This window comes from Bartonella numerosa (assembly GCF_037070845.1).
In the GTDB taxonomy this organism is placed as follows: Bacteria; Pseudomonadota; Alphaproteobacteria; order Rhizobiales; family Rhizobiaceae; genus Bartonella.
Genome location: NZ_JAYMZI010000014.1, coordinates 1 through 26669, shown reverse-complemented (window position 1 = coordinate 26669; position 26669 = coordinate 1). Strand labels below are relative to the sequence as shown.

Below are 26669 nucleotides of genomic sequence, written 5' to 3'. Positions count from 1 at the left end.
CTCTCGTTGCAGCGCTATATAGAACCCTTTCCCCAAAAGAGTCAACACCATTTTTAAAGCAAAGGTGAAAATAAATAACTTCCCTATTCTATCCTATTTTCCTGCAGTCAAAAGTTTCATTTTCTTTATATGAAGAAGGCGTATGTATTGCGGAATTGCTATTGCACAAATACCTTGCACACTTTATGCTTTTCTATGAAGGTAGAAAGAAAGGTGCTAGCATGCCATCTAAGTTTACGCGTAACCAAATGCTCGTCTTGGATACCTTAAAGAATGCGAAAGAACCCCTGAGCGCCTACACGATTCTTGACCGCTTGCGCGAAGAAGGATTTCGCGCGCCCTTGCAGGTATACCGTGCGTTAGAAAAGCTCGTACAACTAAAATGTATCCACCGTCTTGAGAGTGTAAATGCTTTTATGACGTGCTCGCATCCCGAAAATTGTCAATACGAGTTTATAACTTTTATAATTTGCGATAAATGTGGTAGAGCAGATGAAGTGCAGAATCAGGCTATTGTACGCAGTGTCAGACAAATGGTCCAAGAAACAGGTTTTCAAGCGCACAGCAGCACCGTGGAAATACGGGGTATTTGTAAAGAATGCAGGTAGTGCAGTGTTTCTGTATTTGCGTGTTTGGTTTGTGTCTGGCTGTTTCGTTTTTCCTTGAAAATCTCTCACTGTCTCTGCTACATGTATTGGCCTTAGTGCAGAGGTGATTTTGTTTGGCCTGTTTTTCCATTGAGCTGAAGGTCTGGTTATGTCGATATCTGAAACACTCGTTTCAAAAAAGAAATACTTTGAGCAGTTAGAACGAAGAAAAGTGATCAAGGCTTTTCTTGCTGTCCTTGTCATTTGTACATTGTGGTTTGGCTATAAATGGTTGACACACTGGCGGTACATGCTTGTAACCGATGATGCCTATGTGCAGGGAGACATTGCGGCTATCGCTCCTAAGCTGTCTGGGTACGTTGAGGAAATTTCTATTCAGGCAAACCAAGCCGTCAAGAAAGGCGACGTCTTATTTCGCTTAGAGAGTGGCGACTATCAAATTGCTTTGGATCAAACAAAAGCAAAACTTGATACGCAACAAAGAACCCTAGAGCGAGTCAGTGCACAAATTGCGGCTGCCCGTAGCACTTTAGACGATGCTCGAGCGCAAAAAACCGCAGCTTCAGCTATAGCGACTAATGCGCAGCTTACCTTACAACGTACCACGAAACTTCAAGCAGATCGTTTTGCTTCTCAATCTGATGTGGACAAAGCCAAATCAGCTTATGAACAAGCAATCGCCAATGTCGTCCGTGCTGATGCACAAATAGCCGCAGCACACGCTAATGTTAATGTCCTAGAGGCACAACGAAGTGAAATAAAAAGCGAGACGAAAAGCCTCGAGCTCATGCGCGATAAAGCACAACGTGATCTTGATTCGACCATCCTACAAGCTCCCTTTGATGGAATCATTGGAAACTTGACGGCAAAAACTGGCGATTTTGTTTCGAATGGCCAGCGCCTCGCAGCATTAGTCCCAATCAACGCACTTTATGTTGAAGCGAATTATAAAGAAACGCAGCTGCAAAATCTTTATAGCGGGCAAACAGCTTATATTTCTATTGATGCTTTCAGAAAAGATGTCTTTGAAGGTACTGTGCTTTCTGTTTCTCCCGCAACAGGATCTGTTTTCTCTCTCTTGCCTCCACAGAATGCTACGGGCAACTTTACGAAAATTGTACAACGTATTCCTGTGCGAATCTCTATCCCCGAAGATGCGCTAAGAAGTGGGCGAATCAAAGCAGGAATGAGTGTTTCTGTCACAATTGACACACGTAAGATACCCCATGACAAGAATCTTTTGTAAACGTTAAGTACGTGACCCCGCCATGAACGAGCCCATGCAAGCATCTCATGATCAAAGCCAGCGTATCGGGATACACAAAATTGTTGTTTTTGTTGCGATGGCTTTTGGTATGTTCATGGCCATTTTAGATATCCAAATCGTTTCTTCATCTTTAGCTGAAATTCAAGCTGGTTTATCCGCCAGTCCTGATGAAATTTCGTGGGTTCAAACTGCTTATCTCATTGCCGAAGTTATTATGTTGCCTCTTTCGGGTTTTTTAGGACGTTTGCTATCAACACGAGTTTTCTTTACCCTATCAGCGGCTGGATTCACTGTCACTTCCATTCTTTGTGCAACAGCAACATCTATTGAACAAATGATGGTATATCGAGCTCTCCAAGGCTTTATTGGTGGTGGTATCATTCCCAGTGTCTTTGTTGCCGCCTACACGCTTTTTCCTCCGTCTAAGCAGCCAATTGTTTCACCAATTCTTGGATTAGTCGCAACCTTGGCGCCCACCATTGGCCCAACAGTAGGAGGTTATCTCAGTGATGCTTTATCGTGGCATTGGCTATTTCTTGTTAATGTGCCCTTTGGAATCATTATCTCAATTTTATCTTGGAAGTTAATCGACTTTGACAAGGCTGATCTATCTTTAATAACTAAAATTGACTGGCTCGGCTTTATATCCATGGCAATTTTCTTAGGATCTTTGGAATATATTTTAGAAGAAGGTGCAAGCCACGACTGGTTAAAAGATAGTTTAATTTTTAGCTTTTTTATTATCATGATCCTGTCTGGTGGTTTATTTTTTTGGCGGACTTTAACTAAAGAAGAGCCTATTGTTGATCTCTCTGCTTTTGCCGATAGCAATTTTGCAATCGCAACTATTTTTTCCTTTGTGCTCGGAATAGGCCTTTATGGGCTTACTTATCTCTACCCTGTCTATTTAAGTCAGATTCGTCATTATGATGCGCTCATGATTGGAGAAACACTATTTGTTTCGGGATTGGCTATGTTTTTCACGGCTCCTATTGCTGGACTTCTGTCAGCAAAAATAGATGCACGCCTCATGTTAGCGCTAGGGTTTGCTGGATTCGCCTACGGAACATGGCGGGCTACTCACATTACAGATGATTGGAGTTTTTGGGAATTGTTGGAACCCCAAATTTTTCGTGGTGCTTCTGTCCTATTGTGCATGGTTCCTATCAGTAATATCGCTTTCGGATCTCTACCACCAGAACGGATGCAAAACGCCTCTGGGCTTTTTAATCTAACACGTAATCTTGGTGGTGCGGTAGGACTTGCCATTATCAGCACTTTTATAATGCGGCGAACAGACTTTCATTATCGACAGCTTTCCGACACAATTCACTGGGGAAACACGCAAGCAACGGATCTGCTTTCAAAGCTCTCCATGTATTTCAGTTCTACCACTTCTGATCCACATGCTCTGTCTTTGTTACAACTTTTTAATATGGTTCGCAAGCAAGCCATGGTCATGGCTTTGAGCGATATCTTCCTTATTATAACCATTCTTTTTATTATTCTGACTTGTTCATCTATTTTTCTCAAAAAGATACCACCATCTGCAGGAGCATCCCCTCCCGGCCACTAAAAGAAACACAAACTATAGGCGAGTGCTTTCCCTTTCTGCCAATCGCTTTGAATACACTCTCGTTGGTGGTTTATACGCTAATCAGCAAAGTAACCTCATTCCAACTATAGACCGTATCAGTATTTTTTGTTCATTGCTTTTAATTTATGATTTTTACAATTATACTTAAATTATTTATTTGAACACAGATATTATAAAGATATTATAATAAATAAAAACACACCCAGATTGAATTATACAGTATATTATGGACTATTATATTGAAGATCTTTCTCGTGTGTTGAACATAATTGTACTATTATGACGAGCATATAAAGAGTCTAGTCTAAAATAAAAGCTGTGATTTTTTTCGAAAAAGCACGACAATTACTCCCCCTTTAAGACTGTCCGTCTGCAGAATCCCGTATAACCATAATAATCAGAATATATCAGGCCAAAACACTTCAAAAAAATTTCCAGAATTCATTCCTGTAGGATATATTCAAAACGATAGTAACTTTTAAAGCATTCAAATGTGCAAACCTTTACGAAATAAAAACAATAGGTAGAAGCGTATAACTAAGCGAGATAAAACCTCCAAACATTTTTGCAAAACTTAGTTCATCAGATGACATAGGAAGAACAGTTAAATCCCACTTTTGTTTCGCGCACTTCGCTCATCAAGAAACTCTTCCGTACGCAGTAAAAATTTCAAGAACAAATGGTCAACACAACAGCATATCGTATCTTTGCTAAATTTTTAGAAACGTAACCGTAAAAATTTTGACTAAGCGCATTTCGGATTGTTCTCGGCACCGTAGCATACTTAAAGTTTGCAACCATACATAATCTCGCCGTGAACATCTTTTTTGGTGAAATGTATTCAAAATATAAGATATTTTTTCGAAAAATACGCAAAAAAACTACTAAAAAAATTAAGCTTAAGTTTATGAAATACGTATCTTATATCCTGGTTTTCGGAAAAGCTGCTCAAAAGGCAGGGTCATAACAAAGAATATCCACCGCAGAATGAAAAAAACCTTGCCCATAAAATAGAGCTAGGTAGTATATTTTTAGGCAACTTTATGGTGTAGAAACGATCCCCGCCTCTTTAATTCTCCGCTTGGCTCTAAAGTACCATGACAAGAGGCAAGATATTGTGGGATTAGTTCTAATGCTTGAAAACGGTGCTTTTCATAAGGGCCGGGCATCGCCAAGTTCTTCGTCAAACTGTTTGAAAAACCAAAACGTTGATAAAATTCGCAATCTCCAACGAGGAAAATAGCGCCATAGCCCATTTTTTTTGCTCTTTCAATTGCATGTCGCATAAGAACTGACCCAACTCCCATACCAGAACATTCTTTGGATACAGCAAGAGGACCTAGAAGCAAACCGTATTGTGCGCCATTTTGTCCTTTATTAAACCGAACATGCCAAAGACGCACGCTACCTACAAGTTCTCCATGAATATTTTTGACAACGAAAGAAAGCCCACGTGCAGCTAAACGACCACGACGTAAAGCTCCCGATGATTTACGTTCACGACCTTTCCCTAAAGTTAAATTAAGTAAATCTTCTCGGTAAGGCCTATCAGCTTTTTTTTCAACTGTTAGTGTAAAAAGCGAACCATCTTTTGCTTGAAAATTAACTACGCCCATATTTACTACAGCCCCCACTACACCTTCTTCAACAAAAATGAAAAACTAAATCACATAGGACCTTAAAGGCTCAAAACCATTGAAAGCAACAGATGAATAAGTTGCTGTATAAGCACCGGCCCCGTGGATTAAAAGCTCATCTCCTACTGTGAGGGATAAAGGCAACAGATAGGGCGTTTTTTCGTAAAGAACATCCGCTGAATCACACGTTGGACCCGCTAAAATACACGGCTCCATTGCATTATCATCATAGGGTGTTTCTATAGGATAGCGAATAGCTTCGTCCATCGTTTCAATGAGACCATTAAATTTCCCGATATCAAGGTAGACCCATCGAACATCATCATTATCCGCTTTTTTGGATATAAGAACAACTTCTGTACGAATAACACCGGCATTACCAACCATTCCACGCCCTGGTTCAATGATCGTTTCGGGAATATGATTGCCGAAATATTTTTTCAAAGAATTAAAAACAACCGTACCGTACGCTTGCATCGTCGGAACATCTTTTAAATAACGCGTCGGGAAGCCGCCCCCCATATTAACCAATTTTAATGAAATCCCTTCTCGCTCCAAGTGGTCAAACACTCTCGCCACATCTGATAAAGCACGATCCCACGCACTCAGATCTGTTTGCTGAGAGCCCACGTGGAAAGAAACACCATGTGCTTGCAAACCCAACTGATGTGCCCGGCGCAACACACTGACTGCCATAGCCGGAACGCAGCCAAATTTACGAGATAACGGCCAGTCTGCGCCTTTTCCATCCGTAAGGACACGGCAAAAAACGCGGGACCCAGGAGCGGCGCGAGCAATTTTCTCTACTTCTTCGACACAATCAACCGCATAAAGCGAAATGCCAAATGCGTACGCACGCGCAATATCTCTTTCTTTTTTTATCGTATTCCCGAAGGAAATGCGCTCAGGCACCGCCCCTGCTTTCAAGGCCATCTCAATTTCTGCAACAGAAGCCGCATCAAATGAGGACCCCAAAGAAACAAGCAAACTCAAAATCTCGGGCGCAGGATTCGCCTTTATCGCATAAAAAATGCGAGATCGTGGAAGAGACTTTTCAAAATTCAAATAATTTTCTCGGACAATATCAAGATCAACAACCAAACACGGACCTTCAGAACGATGTGTCGCAAGAAAATCGCGAATACGTCGCGTTACCATCTGCAAATTCTCCCAGAGGGAATAAATCCCCAAACTCTACATCTGGACAGCACAAAGCCGCCAATATCCAAAAGACAAAATGCACATAACACCGCTGGCCTGATTATCTTAAACAACCAAGTGAAAACCGGCGTTGTACACAGCGAAGAACACCGCTAGACCCGCGTTGTTCCTAACTTTAATATATCTGCCTTTTTGATTGGAATTGAGAACCGCTTCCGCACTGAAGGCAATGAGGTGTGCCTCTATAGTTACCCCAGCGTTCACAGGCCGGAAGACACCAGAAAGGCCCGCACCGTCGTTGCTTCAAGATGTCCTCATTTTTTCGGGTAGCCGAAAAAACGACTGGAGCGACCGGCTCCAGGTACCGTACTGGCTGACATTACCATTTCAGGACCAGCGGACACCCACAGGCACGTGCGACTTTGGGCAAGGATGTTTATAGGACTAATTCCTACTCGTTTCAACCATTTTTTTAACTTTAATTTTTTTTTAACTCTTAATGCAAAAAAACAACACTTTTTCCAACGATACAAACCATCCCGCTTTTCATCCTTCCTACGCCAAATAAAATGTTGCTCGCGCAAAATCCGCGTGACGCCCAAAACAACTTTCTGCCCGCGTACTAACATCCCATCTGCATTAGAAGGAAAACGGGAACCTCGATCCTAGAGTATTGCAATATCATTGCTCTTGATGAAGATGAGCTGCACGCAATTTCAACAATTGGAACTGTCTATGACGTTCTCGAAAGCGCTCTCTATCAGTATCACTCCGCACACTATAACAAGAATCGCACGAAACGCCCTCTTCATAACGGGGCGATAATTTGCCTTCAGTATCAATGGGGCTACGGCATGCACGGCATAACTCACGCCCACACTCCTCAAGACCATGGCCAACAGAAACGCGCTCATCAAAAACAAAGCACTCTCCCTGCCACAAACTCTCTTCCTTTGAAACTGTTTCTAGATATTTGAGGATTCCACCTTTTAAGTGATAAACCTGCTCATAACCTAGCCCACGTACGTAGGCCGTTGATTTTTCACACCGAATACCACCCGTACAAAACATAGCAATTTTTTTCTTCTTTTTTAAATCAGCTTCGTGCTTCACCACCCATTCAGGAAACTCACGAAACGTCTTAATTTGAGGATCAATTGCCCCTTGAAAGCTCCCAATCGCATATTCATAATCATTACGCGTATCGACCAAAATCGTCTCTTCGTCTTGGATGAGAGCATTCCAATCTTCAGGATTTACATAAGTTCCGGCAGATTTTAGCGGATCGATCCCCTCAACCCCCATTGTGACAATCTCTTTTTTCAACCGAACTTTCATACGATGAAAAGGCATTTTTGATGCCCATGAATACTTAATCTCCGGCATTCGGAACGCCGGCTCAGCTTTAATAAAATTTATCAATTTTTCAATTGCAGCAAGAGAACCAGCAACAGTTCCGTTAATACCCTCTTTTGCCAAAAGCAGAGTCCCTCTTATTCCCTCTGCCTGACATAAATCCCGCAAAGGCCCCTGTAACCGATGATAATGCTTCAAATCTGCAAAGCAATAAATAGCAGCAACTCTAAAATTCTTTTCCATTATCTTGCCATAACCTGCGTTTCACTCAATTTCAAGACCTACCCACCAACCTCTTTGCATTGCGTACTTGCTCAACTGCATTCGTAAAAATATCCTTCAGAGAAGAGCTATCATACCAAAGACGGACACCCTCCTGCCACTTTTCTGAAAATAAACAGCTACAGCTATTTTGTTGTCCGTGATCCAAAAAACACTCCGCCATCAACCCCGAACTTTCACAGAAGAGAAACCGACAGAGCGACCAAAACCGCAAACGCCAAAGACATTCAATGTCACCGAAACAGCGGCGCAGGATAACTCGAATCAATTTCTGTGGCAAGTACAACTTTTGAAACATTCGTCATGAATAAATTGAATGCATAAAGGCAAGACACATCACGAAATATAAACCGCCTGCAAACGAACTAATCGGTTTCAAAAACTATATCTTCTGGCAACAATGCACCATTAAATTCGCTTGGCTTAGAAACGCTAAAAAGCTGCACATGTTTCTAGTTCCCTCTTCTACAGCAGATAGAAAATCTCTTCTCTATCACGCACTTCGACTTTCCCCCCTTCTCTAAAACAAGGTCTCACCCAATGAGAAAATAACGCGACACAACCTAGCAGCTTTCATCATACAACCTGCTGGCACACCACGAAACTTCCAGACCGACCTAAGCTGGCGTACTAAAAGTTTTCAGCACAACCGGCAGATGAATAATGCTTTAAAAGAAATACCCCTCACCCAACGAAGGCGCGCTCCACGACGTAAGTAGCTGGTGCATTGTTCGCACCTTCAACGAGACCAAAGGACTTACACATCCTCGTGCAATCTTTCAGCATAGACATAGAGCCGCAAATCATCACTCGATCTTCATCGGGATTAATTTTTGGCAAACCAGTTGTTTCAAAAAAAGCACCACTCTCCATAACGGTGGTGATACGCCCCATATGCTCAGAAGGCTCGCGGGTTGTCATAGGATAAAATCTTAATTGCCGTACGCACTCACCAATCAGCGGATCTTTTTTCAAAGAGGCAACGAGATCCTTTGCATACATAAGCTCATCTCGCTCGCGAGTTGTCTGAATGAGAATGACTTCTGAAAATTTTTCATAAGTTTCGGGATCACGAATGAGACTCGCAAAAGGAGCCACGCCCGTCCCTGTTGAAAGAAGATAGAGGCGTCTCCCAGGAATAACAGCATCAAGGACCAGCGTCCCAGTGGATTTTTTTCGCATTAGGACTGTATCACCAATTTTGATCTTTTGGAGACGTTCAGTCAGTGGTCCTCCCGGAACTTTAATCGAAAAAAACTCAAGTTGCTCATCCCAAAAAGGACTCGCAATCGAATAAGCACGATAAACCGGCTTTTCAGCACCCGGCAAACCAATCATAACGAACTCACCCGAACGAAAGCGAAAACTTTCTGGACGATTCAGACGAAACTTAAACAAACGGCTAGTGTAATGACAAACCTCCTGGACAGTGAGAGCAAACACATTTTCGGGAACTGGAAAATCTGATGCAACACCACTGATGCTTGACGAAACCTTGGTGGCAGACGTGTCCATGCGACCCCTTTCCCTATACATCTTATTGGAATTGAATCATCAACTATAAAAATGGTATAATAGCCACACGGCCCTCTGCCAATATTCTCCTTTGAATATCGACTGCTTAATCAACACCTTTTATTAAAACCTTCCAAAACTAAAAAACTGAGACGCAAACTCGCCATGTAGGGTGCAATACATCAACGTCATCACAAATGGCTCAGTTTCTGCCCCTAGATATGGGATATCTTATGTTCATTCTTCCAAGACACACGCGCAACCCCCTGCCCTCACAGAGAGCCATAATTAAGGCAATATTTTACAAAAAGTTCTCAAATGTAACAGCCTTAAATATAACAACCGTGGAATATAGGATATTTTCTTGTTGTATTTAAAGAAAGCAAAAATTTCAGAACACGAGACAACCGTGCACGTAACGGTGCTGTACCGTATCGCCAATAACCCAATTTTAACTTTCTAAATCTCTGGTTCGCACTGGAATTTCATTTATGAAATCCCAAATCACACTGCACGTCCAAATGTTCTCAACAAAACGGGAGACGCCGGTCACTCCCTCTGGCTCCACAGCCAAAAAAAAGTGCAAACTCCCGCTTTATTCTGCAAACCGATATATACGCAATTTCATTAATCTGAAATAATGAACTACATAATCAGTGGAAAACCACTCCATCATCACTACCAATTTTCTGAGAAAAAGTTGCTACATTCCGAATCCGTGAGCCGCATATATCGCATAACAGCGATTATATTAGCAACAACCATCTTTTCTATAAATAATAAAAATAAAATAACAAGTAAAATTATTTTTCAGTATATATTTTTACCATTAAAAATACGTATATATTTTAAAAGCAAGGAGTTATGATAAAATCATTTGTGAATATTTATGTGTTACATGTTTATAAATCGTAAAAAAGCGAAGCATTTTGCGCCAAAAGGTTGCGTCAATAGCGCATACTTTGGTATAAATTTTGAGAAAAATAAACAATACCCGCATTATTTTCGCAATATATACGATAGGGAAGGAAATTTTGCGTTTTGGCACAGATACAGATAGAGTTTAGAAATGAACAAATTCGCTGATGATGAAACGAGTGCATTACCTACTTCCGCAGCCGTAGCAACCATTGATATCAGTGCTATTACCGCAAACTATACGACCTTGGCACGACATGTCGCTCCTGCAGAATGTTCGGCAGTTTTAAAGGCAAATGCCTACGGTCTTGGTGCAGACAAAATTGCCCCTGCACTTTATAAAGCTGGTTGCCGCACTTTTTTTGTAGCCCAAATTACAGAAGCGCTCCAACTAAAAAATGTCTTGCCATCGGACGTCACATTCGTCATCCTTAACGGACTTCCGTTCTCCGCAGAAGAATTTGTCGCGCAATCAGGTATTGTCCCCGTCCTTAATTCCTGGAGTGAGATCGAAAGTTGGCAAAAGATTTGTCAAGAAAAGGGTAAAAAATTTCCAGCGATTGTTCAAATCGATACCAATATGAACCGATTAGGACTCGATAAAAAAGAGCTACAACAGCTTATAGAACAGCCAACTCTTTTCGAAAAAGCAGAGATAAAATACATCATCAGTCACCTCGCCAATGGAGACAGTGACACACATTCATCCAATTATGCTCAATTGGATGCTCTCAAGATCGCACTCGCACAACTGCCCCCCTGCAAGGTCTCACTTGCCAATTCCGGAGGCATTTTTCTTGGTTCAGATTTTCATTTTGATCTCGTTCGGCCAGGAATCGCGCTTTACGGAATAGACCCCCACAGAAAATATCCAACTTCTCTTAAATCTGTTTTAAAACTTGAGGCCCAAGTCATTCAAAGCCGCAATGTTGATGCAGGAGAACCCGTCGGTTACGGAGGAAGCTTCATTACCCACAGACCAAGCATCCTCACTACCATTTCCATGGGTTATGCAGACGGTTGGCTGCGTGCCATTTCCAACAAAGGGGCCGTTTATTTCAACGGACACAAATTGCCCATTATTGGACACATTTCCATGGATTCTATCATTGTCGATGCTACCGATGTTGGGTACAAAAAGCCTCAGAGAGGTGAGTGGGTCGAGCTCATTGGAGCGCATCAAACTGTTGAAAAAGTGTCCGAAGATGCCAGAACTGTCCCTCACGAAATTTTGGCTTCGCTGGGTTCGCGCTGCGAACGTGTCTACATTTAAAATTACAGAGATAGAACACAAAAGTCGTTTCCTGTAAAAGTGATCGCGCGAAAATTGATTATTGACACCGCTCTGCAAATCCGGACGAGAGGTGCGAAGGAGGTTTATGATTTTATCTTCCCATTGAGAGCTTTTCTAATGCGCTAGATGTCAAAATTCGTTTGATTGATTATAAAAATCATCTGCTAGTTAATTTTGAAGTGCAATGCCGATCGGGGTAGTCGTTATCTTGGCCAAATTCCGGGTCGTCCGCCCCACGAAGAACGGCCCGGCCCTGCGCGATACGCATGCATCTTTTTACCACCTACACCCAGCAATGCGTCTATGTTTGAAAGCAAACAATTACCACGATAAATCCCATATAAGGTAAAAAAATACGACCTCCACAATTGGTGGAAAAAAGATTAACTTATTCCGCCAACTTTTCCAGAAATTCACGAAAGCGTATTACTTTTCCGACGTGACCGTTCTTTACATCCGGCAACATCCGTATGCCACCAAAGTTTTTTCCCAGAGGATTACGGAATAATCTCCCTGCCCTCAGCCCCTTGTGATATTTTTTATTTGGCCATTTTGGAAAAAGATATGTCGAATTTAAACTAAAAATACAGCAACCATTCTTTTAATGGACCACACAGCGCTTGCACAGCATCAAAATATCAGCATTCTATAATTCAGACCACATCCAAAATACCGAATAATCCTGTTACTCAGCTTAGACTTTAAAACGTGATAGAGTGCAATATCAAGAGGAAATTTCCTAACCTTGAATACAACCACCAGCCTAAGGGAAAATAAAGCTATTTTCACTCAATAAAGACGCATATTCAATGACAATTTGCTCCCATCATTTCACACACTTTCCGGAAAATATATATCTATCAACGAAATGTACTGCCATACGGCAGCACAGTAGCTATCAACTTCATTAGACCATTTTCCATCAGGCGCATGACCCTCAATTGTTCTGGACCATCAGCCGCGTTATTATTTTATTCGAGTTTCAAGCTTTTTTTCATCGTAATTTTCTACCCCTTATTCAATTCTATTGTATCAAATCAGGAAGGTATAATTTCGTGTTTTAGCTATACTCAACCTTTCCGTAAAAATACTATGGTGGCCGGCCAGATATCATTGTTAGACAGCTATTCTTTTCACCAAGCGCTATATTCACAAACGCAAATTAGCAATTTTAATATGTGCTTCCCAATGGCGGACAAGAACAAATCAATGTCCTATCTCCCGCTACATTATCAATGCGGGAAACGGGAGGCCAATATTTATTGGCTGGATCAAGAGAGCAATGGGGGAAAACAGCCTCTTGTCGCGAATAAGGCCGCGCCCAAGCATCATCCACGGTATCCGCCAATGTATGCGGCGCATTTACCAATGGATTATCTTCTTTTGACCAAACACCCGTACCAATTTTTTTAGCTTCTTCAGCAATCGACAACAAGGCATCACAAAAACGATCAATTTCTGCCTTTGGTTCTGATTCCGTCGGCTCAATCATTAAGGTTCCAGGCACTGGAAATGACATCGTTGGCGCATGAAATCCATAATCAATCAAACGTTTTGCAATATCATCAACGCTAACTCCGTACTCCTCTTTTAGCACACGTGTGTCCACGATACATTCGTGGGCAACGTGTCCATACTTTCCTCGATAAAGAATAGAATAAACCTGTGAAAGACGCACAGCGATGTAATTGGCATTTAAAATTGCTATTTGCGTTGCGTACTTTAAGCCATCAGCCCCCATCATCCGAATATACATCCATGTGATAACGAGAATAGATGCACTTCCATAGGGTGCTGCCGAGACTGCATGCGTCGTCCCATCTTGTTCGTGTCCAGGTAAAAACGGTTTTAGATGCGCCGCCACTCCGATTGGTCCAACACCAGGACCACCTCCACCATGGGGAATTGCAAATGTTTTATGAAGATTCATATGACAAACGTCTGCCCCAATATCTGCAGGACGCGCAATCCCGACAAGTGCATTAAGATTAGCACCGTCGAAATAAACTTGCCCCCCGTTCTCATGGATAATGGAGCAAATCTCTTTTATGCTTTCCTCATAAACGCCGTGTGTCGAAGGATAGGTGATCATTAAAGCTGCTAAACGATCCTTGTGTAACTCTGCTTTCATTTTGAGATCATCAATATCAATATCACCGTTACTTAAACATTTTACCACAATAACTTCCATACCTGCCATATGAGCTGAAGCCGGATTGGTTCCATGTGCAGATGCAGGAACGAGACAAATTATACGTTGAGATTCCCCGCGCGATTGGTAATATCGACGTATCGCCACGAGCCCAGCATATTCCCCTTGAGCGCCGGAATTTGGCTGGAAGGATACTTGCACAAATCCCGTAATTTCACATAACCATTCATTCAGTTGCTTGATCATTTCCTGATATCCTGCCACACCATCTCTAGGAACGAAAGGATGTATATCGGCAACTGTTGGCCAGCTCAGAGGCTTCAATTCAGCAGCAGCATTGAGCTTCATAGTACAAGAACCAAGTGGAATCATCGCCCGATCTAGCGCCAAATCTTTATCCGACAGACGACGCAAAAAACGCACCATGTCTGTCTCTGAATGAACCGCATGAAAAAACGGCTGTGAAAGAAAATCTGCATCACGCCCTCCACCAAAAAGTCGCGGAGGAACCTGATCAACCAATTGCGCACCAAAAAGCTGCGCTAGAGCATTCGCGTCCTCTTCCGTTGACAATTCATCGAAATTGATCGCAATTTTGTCTTCATCAAGAACACGGATAAGACGTCCACCTATTTTTGCTTGGTGAGCAATCTCCCTGGCCTTTCCTTTAATGACAATGCTAATACAATCAAAAAAATACTTCCCCTCACAATGAATGCCTACCGCCTCCAGACCACTAACAAAACGGCATGTTAAATGATGAATGCGCCGAGCAATTTCCTGCAAACCTTTTGGCCCATGCCAAATAGCATATGCCGTCGCCATATTCGCTAATAATGCCTGTGCTGTACAAATGTTCGACGTTGCTTTATCGCGTCGAATATGTTGCTCACGTGTTTGTAGTGCTAAACGAAAACCGACACGTCCTTTTGTGTCTACTGATTGTCCAACAATGCGCCCAGGAATTAAGCGTGTTAGGGCATCACTTACTGCCAAATAACCCGCATGAGGACCGCCAAATCCCATCGGGACTCCATAACGCTGCATAGATCCGACAACAATATCAGCACCCCATTTTGCCGGTGGCTCCATAAGAGTGAGTGCCAAAGGATCTGCAACAACAATCACCAGCGCACCTTCCGCTTTTGCCTTCTTAATAACTTCAGTATAATCGTGAAAGCACCCCCTGGTATCCGGCCAAGACAAGACAATTGCAGCTGTATCGGAACAAATTCCGCTATTTTCGCCGACGTGAATGCCTTGTGTTTCGGCACGCATCCGTGTGACACTTAAAGTTTGAGGATGCAAAAGACTCTGGATAGAAATTTTGGTTTTTTTTCCGCGTGAAAAACGTATAGCTACCGCATTAGCTTCAGCCAAAGCCGTCGCTTCATCAAGAAGGGAAGCCGCAGAAACAGGCAAACCGGTTAATTCACTAATCAATGTCTGGAAATAAAACAAAAGCTCTAAACGTCCTTGGCTGATTTCCGCCTGATAAGGCGTATAAGCGGTATACCAAGCTGGATTTTCAAAAAGATTCCGTGAAATAACAGAAGGGACGCATGTTCCGTGATAGCCCTGTCCAATGAAGCTTTTGTACACATGGTTTTTGCCCATGATGTTGGATAATTCTTCCAAAGCTTTCTCCTCGCTAATGGCTTTTGGCAGATTAAGTGAGCGTCCTAAATGGATATGTTTGGGAACGGCTTGAGCAATTAGTGCATCAACGGAATCAAGTCCTAAAACATCGAGCATCTTTCGTACTTCATCAGGACGAATTCCAATGTGCCGAGAAGAAAAATCACATCCTTGCATAATACTCATCCAATCAGTGTGTGGTAAGTAGCTTTGTCCAATAACCCTTCAAGTTGCTTCTCATCTTGTAGTTTCATTCTCCATAACCACCCTTCTTTTTCAGCTTCTTGATTTACCAACCCGGGATTATTTGCCAACGCCTCATTAATTTCGACGACTTCGCCATCAAGAGGTGCATAAACATCTGAAGCAGCTTTAACCGATTCTACAACGGCAGCAGAATCCCCCTTAGACAGCTGTGTTCCACTTTGCGGTAAATCAACAAACACCAAATCGCCTAATTGTTCTTGAGCATAATGCGTAATACCAATAGTAGCCACTTTCCCTTCGATGCTGAGCCATTCATGATCTTGAGTGAAATAAATTTTGGGCATGAAAAATTATCCTTTTAAATAACGTTGTTCAACGAAAGGGAGTGAATGGACGGAAAGTGCAATTTTCTTACCACGCAGCTCGGTAAATACTTCTGTTCCTTCATTTTTCCAATCAATAGGAACATAACCCATCGCTATGGGACCATTAAAAGAGGGACCAAAACCACCTGATGTCACGAATCCGATCTGATTTCCTTTATCATCCAAAAGCACTGCACCTGCACGAACAGGTTGGCGCGTTTTTGGCTTTAGACCAACACGAAGACGAGAAGGACCCCTTTGAAGAGATTCAAGAAAAGCCTTAGCTCCGTAAAATTGCGCTTTTTCTCGGATATTTTTGGGAACAGCCCATGTCAATGCAGCTTCGATGGGTGTAGTGTCAGGCGTAATATCATTACCATGTAGGCACAACCCTGCTTCCAGACGAAGACTGTCCCGAGCTGCAAGACCGATCCACGTAACACGAGAATCACTCAGTAATTTTTCGGCTAATGCATAGGCTTGGCCAACTGGAAGGGCAATTTCAAAACCGTCTTCCCCCGTGTAGCCAGAACGCGCTACAAACCAATCTTGTTGTGGTTCGAACCCCTGCATGAAAAACAATTCATTCTCAAGCAGTCCTGCATCGGCCATAACAGCTGCAGATTCTGGCCCTTGAAGAGCGAGCAATACCCTATCAAGAGCGGTTACCTGGCATTCAAAACCAGTGGCACGTTTCCCAAGTTCAACAAGATCAGCCTGCGCGTTACCAGCATTCACAACCAGAACAAAACGGGACTCTGCCAAACGGGTGAGAACGAGATCATCTAGAATTCCAGCCTTCTCGTTCAGTAAATAACTATACCGCGATTGACCGATCTTTAATGCTGTAGCATCAAGAGGAAGAGCATATGATAAAAATTCAGTTGCTTGTACGCCCTCAACATTAATTAATTTCATGTGAGAAATGTCGAAAAGGCCCGCGTGAGAACGCGTGTGAAGATGTTCTTTTAAAACTCCAAGGGGATAAGTTAAGGGCATACGCCAGCCGGCAAAGGAACCAAACACAGCACCAGCTTTTTCATGAAATTCGTTGAGAGGAAGTATCTTCAAAGAAGATGTTTCGAGTTCTTGTAATGTACCCATGATATCTCCAAAGTCGTGTAGATTCCCGCATAATGCGGTCATCTTTTCTACACCCCTCTGTCACAAACCTGAGAGACTCGCGAGAAAATTCTTCGCTTACACCTTCGGCGCGGGTTTCCCCGACTTTCCAGATATGTCTTTCTCCTTACGGTCCTTAAGCCTGAGAGATTATGGGCAGTTTTCCCCTTCGGCGGCAAGCGCGAAAGCTCGCAACTTGCACTCTCCCGCAAAAAATATAAGAAAGCAACGATGCTCCTCCCGACATATTTTGACCTATAAACTATCTTTTTTACACTGTCATCTGCAAAATGAGCAGAATATCTCAATTTTTTAACTTGCACAGGCCGTTTTAAAGGGCTTATAATGGTCGCGTTTTTGAACATTATAAGTACCAAGTGGTCTTTGCGCTTTAGTGAGCAGGGAGAATGGAACCTGCAGGGGCTACGGGCAGGGATGTCGCTTGGGGACTGTGCGAAATTTCGAGTATTAAGAGGGAGATGGGAAGGCGGCCCCCTCTTTTGTGGGACCCCGCGGTAGCCGCAGAGTTTGTTGTTTTCTAACAAAAATGCTGAAGATATTTAGGGGTACAATCTTAGTGCACAACGGTTTGGTTCTTTCTATCGCTAAGCAAATCGTAGGTTGCGGTTGTTTACACGCCAAACCCCATCGGACGAAGGTTACAGATACTGATGAAAGCTGGCAATGCTCTTTACAATGACGAAAATGATCTGCCAAAGCAAATTGCTCTGCTCCCCTTAGAAGGTGCTCTCTTGCTACCGGGAGGGGTTTTGTCGCTTAATATTTTTGAACCAGAAGCTCTTGAAATGGTTGAGGATGTGATGTTGTCTGACCGCCTACTGGGGATTGTTCAACCACTTCCATCGGGTACAGATGACCTTTCTACAGATCTTTACAAGACAGGCTGCATAGGTCGCATAACAAACTATAATGAAACAGGAAATGGTCGGCTTTTTATTATATTGCAGGGGGTTTGTCGTTTCACCTTAGAACGAGAGTTGGTGAGCACAAGATCCTACCGCACCGCTCTTATTCGGTCGAATATAGAAGATTTAAAGGAATCAAGCATTTCAGAAAGCATTAATCGGGAAAATTTGCTAAATATTGTTGAAAAATATCTCACAATACATGAAATAGAGTATAACTGGAACAGCATTGTACAAACGCCTACGACGATATTGGTCAACGCTTTCTCAACCCTCATTCCTTTTACGCCGGAAGAAAAGCAAGCTCTATTAGAAGCGCCAGATATTGGGAGTCGTGCCCAAACTCTTCTCGCTTTGACTGAGCGATCGCTTATGAAGCAGGCAGGCGCGCATTATCATTTAAATTAATGGACTTACGGTATATGAAAAAAATAGCTACAGACCCCAAAATGTTGGAGTTGCTTGTCTGCCCCGTTACGGGGAGTACGCTTTCTTTGAGTCGAAAAACACAGGAATTGATTTCGCCTAAAGCGAAACTCGCCTACCCTATTCGCAATGGTATCCCCATTATGCTTGCCTCGGAGGCTCGTTCTTTAAAGCAAAATGAAGAACTACCTATAAAAAAATAGAGCATCCCCATCGAATTCTCCTTATTGAAAAGGATTTTTATCAGTAATACTTCCGTCAATAGCTATGTTCTGTTTATTTTGCACATTCACTCATTGAAAATAATGAAAAAATTTAAATACACTCCTCTTAAAAAAAACAGCATAAAAATTCAAATTGTAATAAAATTTGCAAACCTTCCTGTCCCCTCTTTCAGGTAAAAAGTTTGGTTTTTGTTTTTAAGAAAAGACTCTTATGAATAAAGTTAGAAGAAAAATAAACTCGCCACAATGCATTAGGCGGCGCGATTTTTGCGAAATTCAAAATTACTAATGCAAATAAATTGACAGAAGATAAGCAATTCACTAGACTCAGAGACTATCAAGAAAGTGTTCACAAACACAGCTTGGCGCAAAGTGTTCATGCTTTTTCAGCTCTCAAAAAACCAAGAGGATTATGCATTTAAAATGACCCAACTGGTGGTGCCTGTGAGCTGTGGTTAGTATGTGCGGAAATTAACCCTACAAAAACCCAACAATATAACTGGAATATTCTTTGAAAAACTCGCCATCTCTTGGGTGTAGTCTGGGAAGAAGAGCAGAGAGGGATAGGAGTGTTGAAAAATGAGCTTTAAAATTGCGGTCGTCGGCGCAACCGGAAATGTCGGTCGTGAAATGCTAAATATTCTAGAAGAGCGTAATTTCCCTGCTCGTGAAATAGTTCCTTTAGCATCAAGACGTTCACTGGGACAGAGCGTCTCTTACGGTGAAAAGACTTTAAAAGTAAAAGCGCTCGATGCTTACGATTTTTCTGACACAGATTTATGTCTCATGTCTGCTGGAGGAGACGTTTCCAAGACGTATGCTCCTAAAATCAGTGCTTCTGGCTGCGTAGTGATCGACAATTCATCTACTTGGCGTTATGATGCCAACGTTCCACTAATCGTACCCGAGGTTAATGCTGAGGCTATTGGTGAATTTTCTAAGCGCAATATCATAGCCAATCCTAATTGTTCTACCATTCAACTTGTTGTAGCCTTAAAACCTCTCCACGATGCAGCGACCATTAAACGCGTCGTCGTATCTACTTACCAGTCGGTTTCAGGAGCCGGTAAGCAAGGGATGGATGAATTATTTGAGCAATCACGAGCGGTTTTTGTTGCCGACCCCATCACATCAAAAAAATTTACCAAACGTATTGCCTTTAACGTTATCCCGCATATCGACGTTTTTATGGAAGATGGCTATACAAAAGAAGAGTGGAAACTAGTAGCCGAAACAAAAAAAATTCTCGATCCCAGAATCAAATTAACAGCGACGGCTGTTCGTGTCCCTGTTTTTATTGGACATGCTGAATCTGTAAATGTTGAATTTGAAAAACCATTGGAAGCTCATGAAGCAAGAGCTCTTTTGCGCGATGCACCCGGTTGTCAGTTGGTTGATAAACGCGAAGATGGCGGTTATGTGACTCCCTATGAATGTACAGGAGAAGATGACACTTTTATTAGCCGTGTCCGCGAAGATATCACTGTAGAAAATGGTCTATCTTTCTGGGTTGTTTCCGACAATTTGAGAAAAGGAGCTGCGTTGAATGCGATTCAGATTGCTGAATTGCTTGTTGTCCGTAATTTAATAAATCCTAAATCGACGACCTGAATGAAAACGGCAGCGTGAAACATAAAATCATCATACCGCCGTATTTTTCGTGAAATCTCAATATAAAACTGGGTACGTTATAACGCGATAACGCGTTTCGTTGCGTTCGAAATTTCTGTAATTAACGTCTGTGGGGAACAAGGGGTTGTAAGCATTTACATGCTTCACAGACGCGTCGCGGGCGTCCGTCGATGGATTAAGAATTGTCCGCTCGTCTTTTTTTGCGCTTGCTGAACTAAGGAGAGAGCTCGTTTTTACGTGGCGTCTTTGTGCCCGTTTTTTTGTCTTTTTGGGTACCATAACAACCTTGAAACGAGAAACGACGTTTCCGTCTTTTTTTGCTTTTATTGTAGAGCTCGGTTTCATATGAGCGAAAGAAATTGTAGGAAGACTATCGGTATTTAGGTAACGTGCAGATGCCCAACCAACCATCCTATTATACTGGAATAAGCACCAAGATCTATTTGACAGACAGCCCCTAATTCGCACCTTTTCTCCTGTTGGAATTACTGCTATAATTTCATGAGCTGTAGCAGGTCCTGTGCGCAAGATTGCATGGCCCGCTGCTATACGGGCAACCGTTCCAGCGTCCGCGCGAAACACCGGCATTCCGAATACCGACCCCGCAAAAGCTAACATGACCGTTGTTGCCGATAATAAATTTCTACTTAACATCAGTTTTCGTTCCTCTCCATTAATGTGAGGACAAAATAACTCTATTTACTTCTGTACAAATTTGCTGAATTCCAATAAAATGGTGACTAATTCTTCTCTTCAAATCTACCACACTTTGGAAGATACTTTTTTATTTTGTCCTTTTTATTTTCTATACATGCGGTTTATCGTCCAAACCGTGGCGCACGCTTTATGGATTGGCTTATTGAAATAATATCAACCACTTAGCTGATTCAGACAACCGTAATCTAGAGAAGTCTTAAAATTGCCATTGGTTCCCCCAGAATTGCCTCAATATGAAAATTTATTTTTATTGCCTCATTTTAGAAAAATATTTTTCCTACAACGCCTGAAAAATGGGAGGAAGTGACGAAATTTCCTTTAAATAAAATGATTGAATATTTTATTTTGCTTTTATATTCTCGACTGTTCTCAAAGTAGTGTAATGTATAGTCAGATTTTCCCTGAATTTTTCTTGAAAACAAGAAAGGTGTGTGCGCATGATATTAAAAAAACTATCCCAAAATACTGTTATCAAATTACTTATTTCTCTTTCGTTAGTTTTTTTGGCTATTTCTTTTTCCGCAGCCGAAGATAAATCGGACATCAAGCTTGGCGTCATGGAAGGAGAGGAAGCCGCCATTTGGAAAGTTGCTATTGAGCAAGCCAAAAAAGAGGGGTTAAACATTAAGCTTGTTTATTTTTCTGATTATACTTTACCCAATGACGCTATTAACGCAGGCGATATTGACGCAAATGCTTTTCAGCACGCACCCTATCTTAACAGCCAAATTGAGCAATATGGCTACAAACTTTCAGTTGCCGGACACACATTCATTACCCCAATCGGCGTATATTCACGCAAAATCAAAGATATAAAAGATTTGCGCAATGGAGCAAGTGTTGGCATCCCTAATGATCCATCAAATGGCACAAGAGCGCTGCTTTTGCTCGATTCTCTACGTCTCATTAAATTAAGGAATCCCCGCAATGCTCTCTTGTCCCCATTTGACATCATTGAAAATCCAAAAAACTTAAAAATCCGAGAATTGGATGCAGGAATTCTGGGACGCGCGGTTGATGATTTTGATATCGCGATTGTGAATACAAACTGGGCTTTAACGACCAAACTAGACCTAGAAAAAGATGCTATTGCATGGGAAAGCGCACAAAATAATCCCTATGATAATGTCATCGTCGTGCGTACTGCCGACAAAGACAAGCCATGGGTCAAAAAATTAGTTGCCGCTTACAATAGTGAACCTGTCCGCGAAAAAATCAAAGAAGTCTTCGGTACAAAAGCCCAAACATCCTGGTGAGTGAAAATGAACAATTCTGTTCTTATTTCCCTAAAAAACGTTAATTGCCGTTTTAAAAATGCGGTGGATACTTTGGCTATAAATCATTTATCTCTCGATATTCATGCAGGCGAAATTCTTGGTATTATCGGGCGTAGTGGTGCGGGAAAATCAACACTCATGCGTTGTTTGAATGGATCAAAACGCATCGATGAAGGAGCTATTTTTTTCGAAGGTGTCGATATTTCAAATCTATCAGAAACAGAGTTGACACCCTATCGTCGACGCATTGGTATGATCTTTCAACACTTTAATCTTCTATCATCAAAAAAAGTTATTGATAACATTGAATTACCGCTTAAATTGGCAGGCATAAGTGAAAAACAGCAACGCGAGCGTACCTTTGAGCTGATTGAGTTGGTGGGGCTACGCGGTAAGGAATACTGCTATCCTGCAGAACTTTCAGGAGGACAAAAGCAGCGTGTTGGTATTGCACGCTCCTTAGCAGCAAATCCAAGAGTATTGCTATCGGATGAAGCAACTTCTGCCCTTGACCCGGAGACAACACAATCTATTCTGGAGTTGCTTGTCGATATCAATAACCGTTTCAATCTTACTATTGTGCTTATCACCCATGAAATGGAAGTCATACGCGCTATCGCGCATCGTGTTGTTGTTCTCAATCAAGGACGCATCGTAGAGGAAGGGTGTGTGAAAGATATTTTTACATCGCCACAAGAGGAAACAACCATTGCCATGCTCAAGCTTGTCACGCCACAACTTCCAGAAAAATTTGCTAAAAATCTTAAACCTACGGGTCAAGAAGCCGTTGTGGAAATTAATATTGCTGGTGCTATAACCCAGCAGCCCTTCCTTGCTCTTCTTGAAGATGAAATCGGTTTGAGACCACGTATTCTACACGGCGGCATTGATACAATCCAGGGAGAAACCATTGGGCGTCTATTCCTTGGTCTTCCCGGAAAAGACGAAGTTACCTTGAAAAAAGCTATTAAATGGTTGACTGAAAAGAGCCAATACTGCGAGGTTTTAGGTTATGTTTGATATTTTTTATCATGAGCTTCCTGGTGCTATTTTTGATACATTACTGATGACAATAAGTGCTTCATTGGTAGCTCTTGTTGTAGGACTCCCGCTTGGATTGCTTCTCTATACCACCGCACACGAAAGGCTTTTTGCGTCGCGTCTCATAAATCGTCCTCTGAGTGTCATCGTTGATAGCATCCGCGCCATCCCCTTTATCATCCTCGCATTTTATCTTCTACCCATTACCCGCGCAATTATGGGAAGCGGCATAGGAATGCCGTCCGTAATTTTTGTTCTCAGCATTTCGGCCATTCCTTTTTATGCACGAATGGCAGAACTCTCCTTTAAAACAGTCGAAAATAGCCTAATCGAAGCTGTCCTTTCTATGGGAGCAAGCCGTTTTCAAATCGTCAGATATGTCCTCATTCCCGAAGCACTTCCTAGTCTCATCACAGGGTTTACAGTTATGGTCATTTCCCTCATCGGAGCTACTTCACTTGCCGGATATCTCGGCGGAGGGGGTTTGGGCGACATGGCAATTCGCTACGGATATCAGCGTTACAACACTTTCATTATGACAATCGTCACTGCCCTTTTGATCACCCTCAATGTTATCATCCAGTGGTTTTCTGATAAAATTGTGCATAAAATTGATAAAACAAAACACTAACACGACTTGGAAAATTTGTTCTTTTCTCCAACTATAGCTATGATGAGCCACTGCGCGACAAGAGCTGGTTTTTTTAATCGTTCTATTTCCATAGTGGCTTCGTAGTGGAAGACGACTCGACCTGAAGGGCGAACTTCGGCGTCATTTAGAACAAAACGAGCGCGCACCCGTGCGCCTGTCTTTACGGGACTCATAAAACGGACTTTATCAAAGCCGTAATTGATCCCCATTTCGGCTCCCTCCAGCTCTGGAAGCGCTTCGTAAGCGAGCGTTGACAAAAGCGATAACGTCAAAAAACCATGAGCGATAGTACCGCCAAAAGGTGTTTCTTTCGCTTTTTCTTCGTCTACATGGATCCATTGGTGATCATCCGTTGCAGAAGCGAACTGATTAATCATATCTTGTGTGACAAAACGCCACTGTGACAGCCCAACTTCTTTCCCAATAAAATCTGTTATACTTTGCATCGTCATTTTTTGCCGCATAGCGCCATTCCTGTTTTATTTTACGGAATCACCCTATTGCTTTTATAGAGCCCATTGATTAGAGCATCAATAACAAAAGGCGACAGTTTTAAGAAGAGTTTCAAGAGAAAATATATTTACGAATTAGGCAACTACCTCTCGGAGAGTGTAACTTTTAAATGGGAAAAAATAATGGCAAGCAATGTAAGCTTAACCGGTTTAGCGCATGATTTAAAGCAGCATGCAGAAAACCACCGGCCTATTCGTATTGGACTGATCGGCTGTGGTGAAATGGGAACAGATTTGTTATCAAGCGTTGCACATATGGATGGCATACAGATTGCAGCTGTCGCCACCCGAGTGCCATCACGCATTTTTGACGCAGCTATATTAGCCTATGGCGAAGACGGCCACGCTCGTGAAGTTGAAAATACCTGTTCCTTAACAAAAGCTATCGAAGAAGGCTTAATTGCAGCGACAGACGATATTAATATTGTTCTGCGCCATGAACAAATTGATATTATCGTTGATGCAACCGGATATCCTGAGGTTGGCGCGGAAATCGGCTTCAAAGCACTCGAAAACGGGAAACATCTTGTCATGATGAACGTTGAAGCAGACGTTACGATTGGTGCCTATCTAAAACATGAAGCGGACAAACGGGGTCTTATTTACACACTTGGTGCTGGCGATGAACCTTCTTCCTGCATGGAACTTATCGAATTTGTTTCAGCTCTCGGACATAAAGTTGTTGCAGCTGGTAAAGGCAAAAATAACCCGCTTATCTTTGATGCCACTCCAGATGATTATGAAGAAGAGGCATTACGGCGCAATATGAGTGTCCGTATGCTAGTTGAGTTTATTGATGGTTCCAAGACGATGGTTGAAATGGCAGCAATTGCCAACGCAACCGGACTTATTCCCGATTGCCCAGGAATGCACGGTCCGCAAGCAACACTGCAAGATTTAAGCAAAGTGCTCATTCCTAAACAAGATGGTGGTATCTTAAATCAATATGGAGTTGTGGATTATTCAAGAGGTCAAGGAGTTTCCCCCGGCGTTTTTGTGGTTGCAGAAATAGCGCATCCACGTCTACGTGAACGTATGGAAGACCTAAAAATTGGTCAAGGGCCTTACTTTACCTTTCACCGTCCCTATCATCTAACAGCAATGGAAGTTCCGCTGACCTGTGCGCGCATTATGCTTTATGGAAAAACCGATATGGCACCGCTTAGCCACCCGGTAGCAGAGGTCTGCGCCGTTGCTAAAAAAGATTTGTATCCTGGAGATCAATTGGATTTCATCGGTCTTTACAGTTATCGTGCTTGGATAATGAACGTTGCAGAGGCGCGCGCGCACCAAGCAATCCCGTGTGGTCTTCTAGAAAAAGCGACAGTTACGGCTGAAATAAAAAAGAATGAGCTTATTACAGTACACAACACTTCTATCCGAGAAAACCAGTGGATTGCACAACTTCGAAAGAAGCAAGATTTGCTTTTAAACTCCCCTCCCCCCGCTTAAATCCGATAGCTCTATCGCCTCCTACTGTAAAATGGCCGTAGATTTGTAAAAGAAGAATCAAGACTCCGCGTCTAAGAAGAAAGCTGTATATAAGAGAACTGCGAACTATTTCCGATGTGCTTTGAAGAGGCGCTGTGAGTTGCGTGTAGCCCAGCGGTTCCTCCCCCCGCCTGCTTCGGCACAGGCCGCTGCAGATGCTGGATTTCATGTATAATGAGGCTCACCAAGGATGATTGCAGATTAAATCAATAATCCCACGAGAGATACCAAAATGCCGGGTAGATTGTTGGTCAATAAGCCGACCAGTATTGAGATGATGCCTATGCCACCCCAGACTCCAGCATACTCTCTGAAGGCCACTTTCTCAACTTTTTCAAGAGCCAATCCGTCTTGTTCTTCAACCGCATGAATAACAGCCGTATTTACCGCTCCCATAACTTTATCCTTTTCTGATACCGTAATGACCACCCCATCTTGAAATTGAGCTTTTATAACATTTGCGTTACTTTCTGCAACGTGCGCGAAGAAGATAATAAATGCTGAAAAAATACCTGAATAAATTTGTTTTTTAATTAATTTAAGCATAATTTCTTTTCCGATTTTTTTAATTTTAATATTTAATCAATTATCACAAATATAAATATTAAAAATTCTTATATTAATTAAGTATATACAATATAATACATTACTA

23 protein-coding genes and 1 riboswitch are annotated in these 26669 nt (G+C 42.2%); of the genes, 11 read left to right on the top strand and 12 right to left on the bottom strand.

Features of this window, described 5'->3' with window-relative positions; genetic code table 11:
* The first annotated feature begins 221 nt into the window (after positions 1-221).
* The 3 genes from WCP75_RS04720 (at position 222) to WCP75_RS04710 (ending at position 3451) form a co-directional block, all read left to right on the top strand.
* A complete protein-coding gene (locus tag WCP75_RS04720; protein WP_336277095.1) occupies positions 222-608 on the top strand; it encodes a Fur family transcriptional regulator in 387 nt (128 codons plus the stop codon).
* Between the two features lie 148 nt (positions 609-756).
* Positions 757-1854, top strand: coding sequence for an HlyD family secretion protein (locus WCP75_RS04715; RefSeq protein ID WP_336277094.1), 1098 nt, complete (start codon positions 757-759; stop codon positions 1852-1854).
* A gap of 22 nt (positions 1855-1876) precedes the next feature.
* Positions 1877-3451, top strand: coding sequence for a DHA2 family efflux MFS transporter permease subunit (locus WCP75_RS04710; RefSeq protein ID WP_336277093.1), 1575 nt, complete (start codon positions 1877-1879; stop codon positions 3449-3451).
* A 1052-nt stretch (positions 3452-4503) separates the two neighbouring features.
* Here the strand turns inward: WCP75_RS04710 and WCP75_RS04705 are convergent.
* The 6 genes from WCP75_RS04705 to WCP75_RS04680 form a co-directional block, all read right to left on the bottom strand.
* On the bottom strand, positions 4504-5088 hold the full coding sequence (locus WCP75_RS04705) for a GNAT family N-acetyltransferase (RefSeq protein ID WP_336277097.1): 585 nt from the start codon (positions 5086-5088) through the stop codon (positions 4504-4506).
* 45 nt (positions 5089-5133) lie between these two features.
* On the bottom strand, positions 5134-6267 hold the full coding sequence (locus WCP75_RS04700) for a type III PLP-dependent enzyme (RefSeq protein ID WP_336277092.1): 1134 nt from the start codon (positions 6265-6267) through the stop codon (positions 5134-5136).
* Between the two features lie 317 nt (positions 6268-6584).
* Positions 6585-6899 (bottom strand): hypothetical protein, encoded by a 315-nt coding sequence (locus tag WCP75_RS04695; RefSeq protein ID WP_336277091.1) that lies wholly within the window; start codon positions 6897-6899, stop codon positions 6585-6587.
* 52 nt (positions 6900-6951) lie between these two features.
* Positions 6952-7869 (bottom strand): oxygen-dependent tRNA uridine(34) hydroxylase TrhO, encoded by a 918-nt coding sequence (trhO, locus tag WCP75_RS04690; RefSeq protein WP_336277090.1) that lies wholly within the window; start codon positions 7867-7869, stop codon positions 6952-6954.
* A 31-nt stretch (positions 7870-7900) separates the two neighbouring features.
* Positions 7901-8206, bottom strand: coding sequence for a hypothetical protein (locus tag WCP75_RS04685; protein ID WP_336277089.1), 306 nt, complete (start codon positions 8204-8206; stop codon positions 7901-7903).
* A 386-nt stretch (positions 8207-8592) separates the two neighbouring features.
* On the bottom strand, positions 8593-9423 hold the full coding sequence (locus WCP75_RS04680) for a ferredoxin--NADP reductase (RefSeq protein ID WP_336277088.1): 831 nt from the start codon (positions 9421-9423) through the stop codon (positions 8593-8595).
* A gap of 1069 nt (positions 9424-10492) precedes the next feature.
* On the opposite strand from WCP75_RS04680, the gene alr reads away from it, so the two are divergent.
* Positions 10493-11614 carry an alanine racemase gene (gene alr / locus WCP75_RS04675; protein WP_336277087.1) on the top strand — a complete coding sequence of 374 codons (1122 nt, stop codon included), beginning with the start codon at positions 10493-10495 and terminating at the stop codon, positions 11612-11614.
* A gap of 1192 nt (positions 11615-12806) precedes the next feature.
* Here alr and gcvP read toward each other — a convergent pair.
* From gcvP to gcvT, 3 genes are read right to left on the bottom strand one after another with little or no spacing between them, the layout of a single operon-like run.
* Entirely contained in the window at positions 12807-15602 is a 2796-nt protein-coding gene (gcvP, locus tag WCP75_RS04670) for an aminomethyl-transferring glycine dehydrogenase (protein ID WP_442894949.1), read from the bottom strand.
* Between the two features lie 5 nt (positions 15603-15607).
* Positions 15608-15976 (bottom strand): glycine cleavage system protein GcvH, encoded by a 369-nt coding sequence (gcvH, locus tag WCP75_RS04665; RefSeq protein WP_336277085.1) that lies wholly within the window; start codon positions 15974-15976, stop codon positions 15608-15610.
* A gap of 6 nt (positions 15977-15982) precedes the next feature.
* Positions 15983-17101 (bottom strand): glycine cleavage system aminomethyltransferase GcvT, encoded by a 1119-nt coding sequence (gene gcvT / locus WCP75_RS04660; RefSeq protein ID WP_336277096.1) that lies wholly within the window; start codon positions 17099-17101, stop codon positions 15983-15985.
* A gap of 138 nt (positions 17102-17239) precedes the next feature.
* Positions 17240-17338, bottom strand: a riboswitch (glycine riboswitch).
* A 452-nt stretch (positions 17339-17790) separates the two neighbouring features.
* Between gcvT and WCP75_RS04655 the strand changes: the two genes are divergently transcribed.
* The 3 genes from WCP75_RS04655 (at position 17791) to WCP75_RS04645 (ending at position 20306) form a co-directional block, all read left to right on the top strand.
* Positions 17791-18453, top strand: a complete 663-nt coding sequence (locus WCP75_RS04655) for an LON peptidase substrate-binding domain-containing protein (RefSeq protein ID WP_336277084.1) — start codon at positions 17791-17793, stop codon at positions 18451-18453.
* Positions 18454-18467: 14 nt separating this feature from the next.
* Entirely contained in the window at positions 18468-18674 is a 207-nt protein-coding gene (locus WCP75_RS04650) for a Trm112 family protein (RefSeq protein ID WP_336277083.1), read from the top strand.
* Positions 18675-19274: 600 nt separating this feature from the next.
* Complete coding sequence (locus tag WCP75_RS04645) at positions 19275-20306, top strand: aspartate-semialdehyde dehydrogenase (RefSeq protein WP_336277082.1); 1032 nt, start codon at positions 19275-19277, stop codon at positions 20304-20306.
* 57 nt (positions 20307-20363) lie between these two features.
* On the opposite strand, the gene WCP75_RS04640 is transcribed toward WCP75_RS04645, so the two are convergent.
* A complete protein-coding gene (locus tag WCP75_RS04640; protein WP_336277081.1) occupies positions 20364-20981 on the bottom strand; it encodes an SH3 domain-containing protein in 618 nt (205 codons plus the stop codon).
* 500 nt (positions 20982-21481) lie between these two features.
* Here WCP75_RS04640 and WCP75_RS04635 point away from each other — a divergent pair, with 500 nt between their 5' ends.
* The 3 genes from WCP75_RS04635 to WCP75_RS04625 are packed head-to-tail and all read left to right on the top strand — an operon-like array spanning position 21482 to position 23993.
* Entirely contained in the window at positions 21482-22300 is an 819-nt protein-coding gene (locus WCP75_RS04635) for a MetQ/NlpA family ABC transporter substrate-binding protein (RefSeq protein ID WP_336277080.1), read from the top strand.
* Positions 22301-22306: 6 nt separating this feature from the next.
* Entirely contained in the window at positions 22307-23341 is a 1035-nt protein-coding gene (locus tag WCP75_RS04630) for a methionine ABC transporter ATP-binding protein (RefSeq protein WP_336277079.1), read from the top strand.
* Positions 23334-23993, top strand: coding sequence for a methionine ABC transporter permease (locus WCP75_RS04625; RefSeq protein WP_336277078.1), 660 nt, complete (start codon positions 23334-23336; stop codon positions 23991-23993). The genes WCP75_RS04630 and WCP75_RS04625 overlap by 8 nt, the downstream gene beginning before the upstream one ends.
* Here WCP75_RS04625 and WCP75_RS04620 read toward each other — a convergent pair.
* Positions 23990-24478 carry a MaoC family dehydratase gene (locus WCP75_RS04620; RefSeq protein WP_336277077.1) on the bottom strand — a complete coding sequence of 163 codons (489 nt, stop codon included), beginning with the start codon at positions 24476-24478 and terminating at the stop codon, positions 23990-23992. The genes WCP75_RS04625 and WCP75_RS04620 overlap by 4 nt on opposite strands.
* Before the next feature lie 171 nt (positions 24479-24649).
* On the opposite strand from WCP75_RS04620, the gene WCP75_RS04615 reads away from it, so the two are divergent.
* The gene (locus tag WCP75_RS04615; RefSeq protein WP_336277076.1) at positions 24650-25978 is read left to right on the top strand and encodes an NAD(P)H-dependent oxidoreductase; all 1329 of its coding nucleotides are present in this window, start codon (positions 24650-24652) and stop codon (positions 25976-25978) included.
* Positions 25979-26218: 240 nt separating this feature from the next.
* On the opposite strand, the gene WCP75_RS04610 is transcribed toward WCP75_RS04615, so the two are convergent.
* Positions 26219-26563, bottom strand: coding sequence for a hypothetical protein (locus tag WCP75_RS04610; protein WP_336277075.1), 345 nt, complete (start codon positions 26561-26563; stop codon positions 26219-26221).
* Between the last annotated feature and the right edge of the window lie 106 nt (positions 26564-26669).

Coding starts and splice junctions, on each gene's coding strand:
- WCP75_RS04645 (WP_336277082.1), top strand. CDS start 19,275: ATGAGCTTTAAAATTGCGGTCGTCGGCGCAACCGGAAATGTCGGTCGT.
- WCP75_RS04615 (WP_336277076.1), top strand. CDS start 24,650: ATGGCAAGCAATGTAAGCTTAACCGGTTTAGCGCATGATTTAAAGCAG.
- WCP75_RS04620 (WP_336277077.1), bottom strand. CDS start 24,478: ATGCGGCAAAAAATGACGATGCAAAGTATAACAGATTTTATTGGGAAA.
- WCP75_RS04705 (WP_336277097.1), bottom strand. CDS start 5,088: ATGGGCGTAGTTAATTTTCAAGCAAAAGATGGTTCGCTTTTTACACTA.
- WCP75_RS04650 (WP_336277083.1), top strand. CDS start 18,468: ATGAAAAAAATAGCTACAGACCCCAAAATGTTGGAGTTGCTTGTCTGC.
- WCP75_RS04715 (WP_336277094.1), top strand. CDS start 757: ATGTCGATATCTGAAACACTCGTTTCAAAAAAGAAATACTTTGAGCAG.
- WCP75_RS04695 (WP_336277091.1), bottom strand. CDS start 6,899: ATGTTAGTACGCGGGCAGAAAGTTGTTTTGGGCGTCACGCGGATTTTG.
- WCP75_RS04685 (WP_336277089.1), bottom strand. CDS start 8,206: ATGTTTCAAAAGTTGTACTTGCCACAGAAATTGATTCGAGTTATCCTG.
- trhO (WP_336277090.1), bottom strand. CDS start 7,869: ATGGAAAAGAATTTTAGAGTTGCTGCTATTTATTGCTTTGCAGATTTG.
- WCP75_RS04630 (WP_336277079.1), top strand. CDS start 22,307: ATGAACAATTCTGTTCTTATTTCCCTAAAAAACGTTAATTGCCGTTTT.
- WCP75_RS04640 (WP_336277081.1), bottom strand. CDS start 20,981: ATGTTAAGTAGAAATTTATTATCGGCAACAACGGTCATGTTAGCTTTT.
- WCP75_RS04610 (WP_336277075.1), bottom strand. CDS start 26,563: ATGCTTAAATTAATTAAAAAACAAATTTATTCAGGTATTTTTTCAGCA.
- WCP75_RS04710 (WP_336277093.1), top strand. CDS start 1,877: ATGAACGAGCCCATGCAAGCATCTCATGATCAAAGCCAGCGTATCGGG.
- gcvT (WP_336277096.1), bottom strand. CDS start 17,101: ATGGGTACATTACAAGAACTCGAAACATCTTCTTTGAAGATACTTCCT.
- WCP75_RS04700 (WP_336277092.1), bottom strand. CDS start 6,267: ATGGTAACGCGACGTATTCGCGATTTTCTTGCGACACATCGTTCTGAA.
- WCP75_RS04655 (WP_336277084.1), top strand. CDS start 17,791: ATGAAAGCTGGCAATGCTCTTTACAATGACGAAAATGATCTGCCAAAG.
- alr (WP_336277087.1), top strand. CDS start 10,493: ATGAACAAATTCGCTGATGATGAAACGAGTGCATTACCTACTTCCGCA.
- WCP75_RS04635 (WP_336277080.1), top strand. CDS start 21,482: ATGATATTAAAAAAACTATCCCAAAATACTGTTATCAAATTACTTATT.
- gcvH (WP_336277085.1), bottom strand. CDS start 15,976: ATGCCCAAAATTTATTTCACTCAAGATCATGAATGGCTCAGCATCGAA.
- WCP75_RS04625 (WP_336277078.1), top strand. CDS start 23,334: ATGTTTGATATTTTTTATCATGAGCTTCCTGGTGCTATTTTTGATACA.
- WCP75_RS04680 (WP_336277088.1), bottom strand. CDS start 9,423: ATGGACACGTCTGCCACCAAGGTTTCGTCAAGCATCAGTGGTGTTGCA.
- WCP75_RS04720 (WP_336277095.1), top strand. CDS start 222: ATGCCATCTAAGTTTACGCGTAACCAAATGCTCGTCTTGGATACCTTA.
- gcvP (WP_442894949.1), bottom strand. CDS start 15,602: ATGCAAGGATGTGATTTTTCTTCTCGGCACATTGGAATTCGTCCTGAT.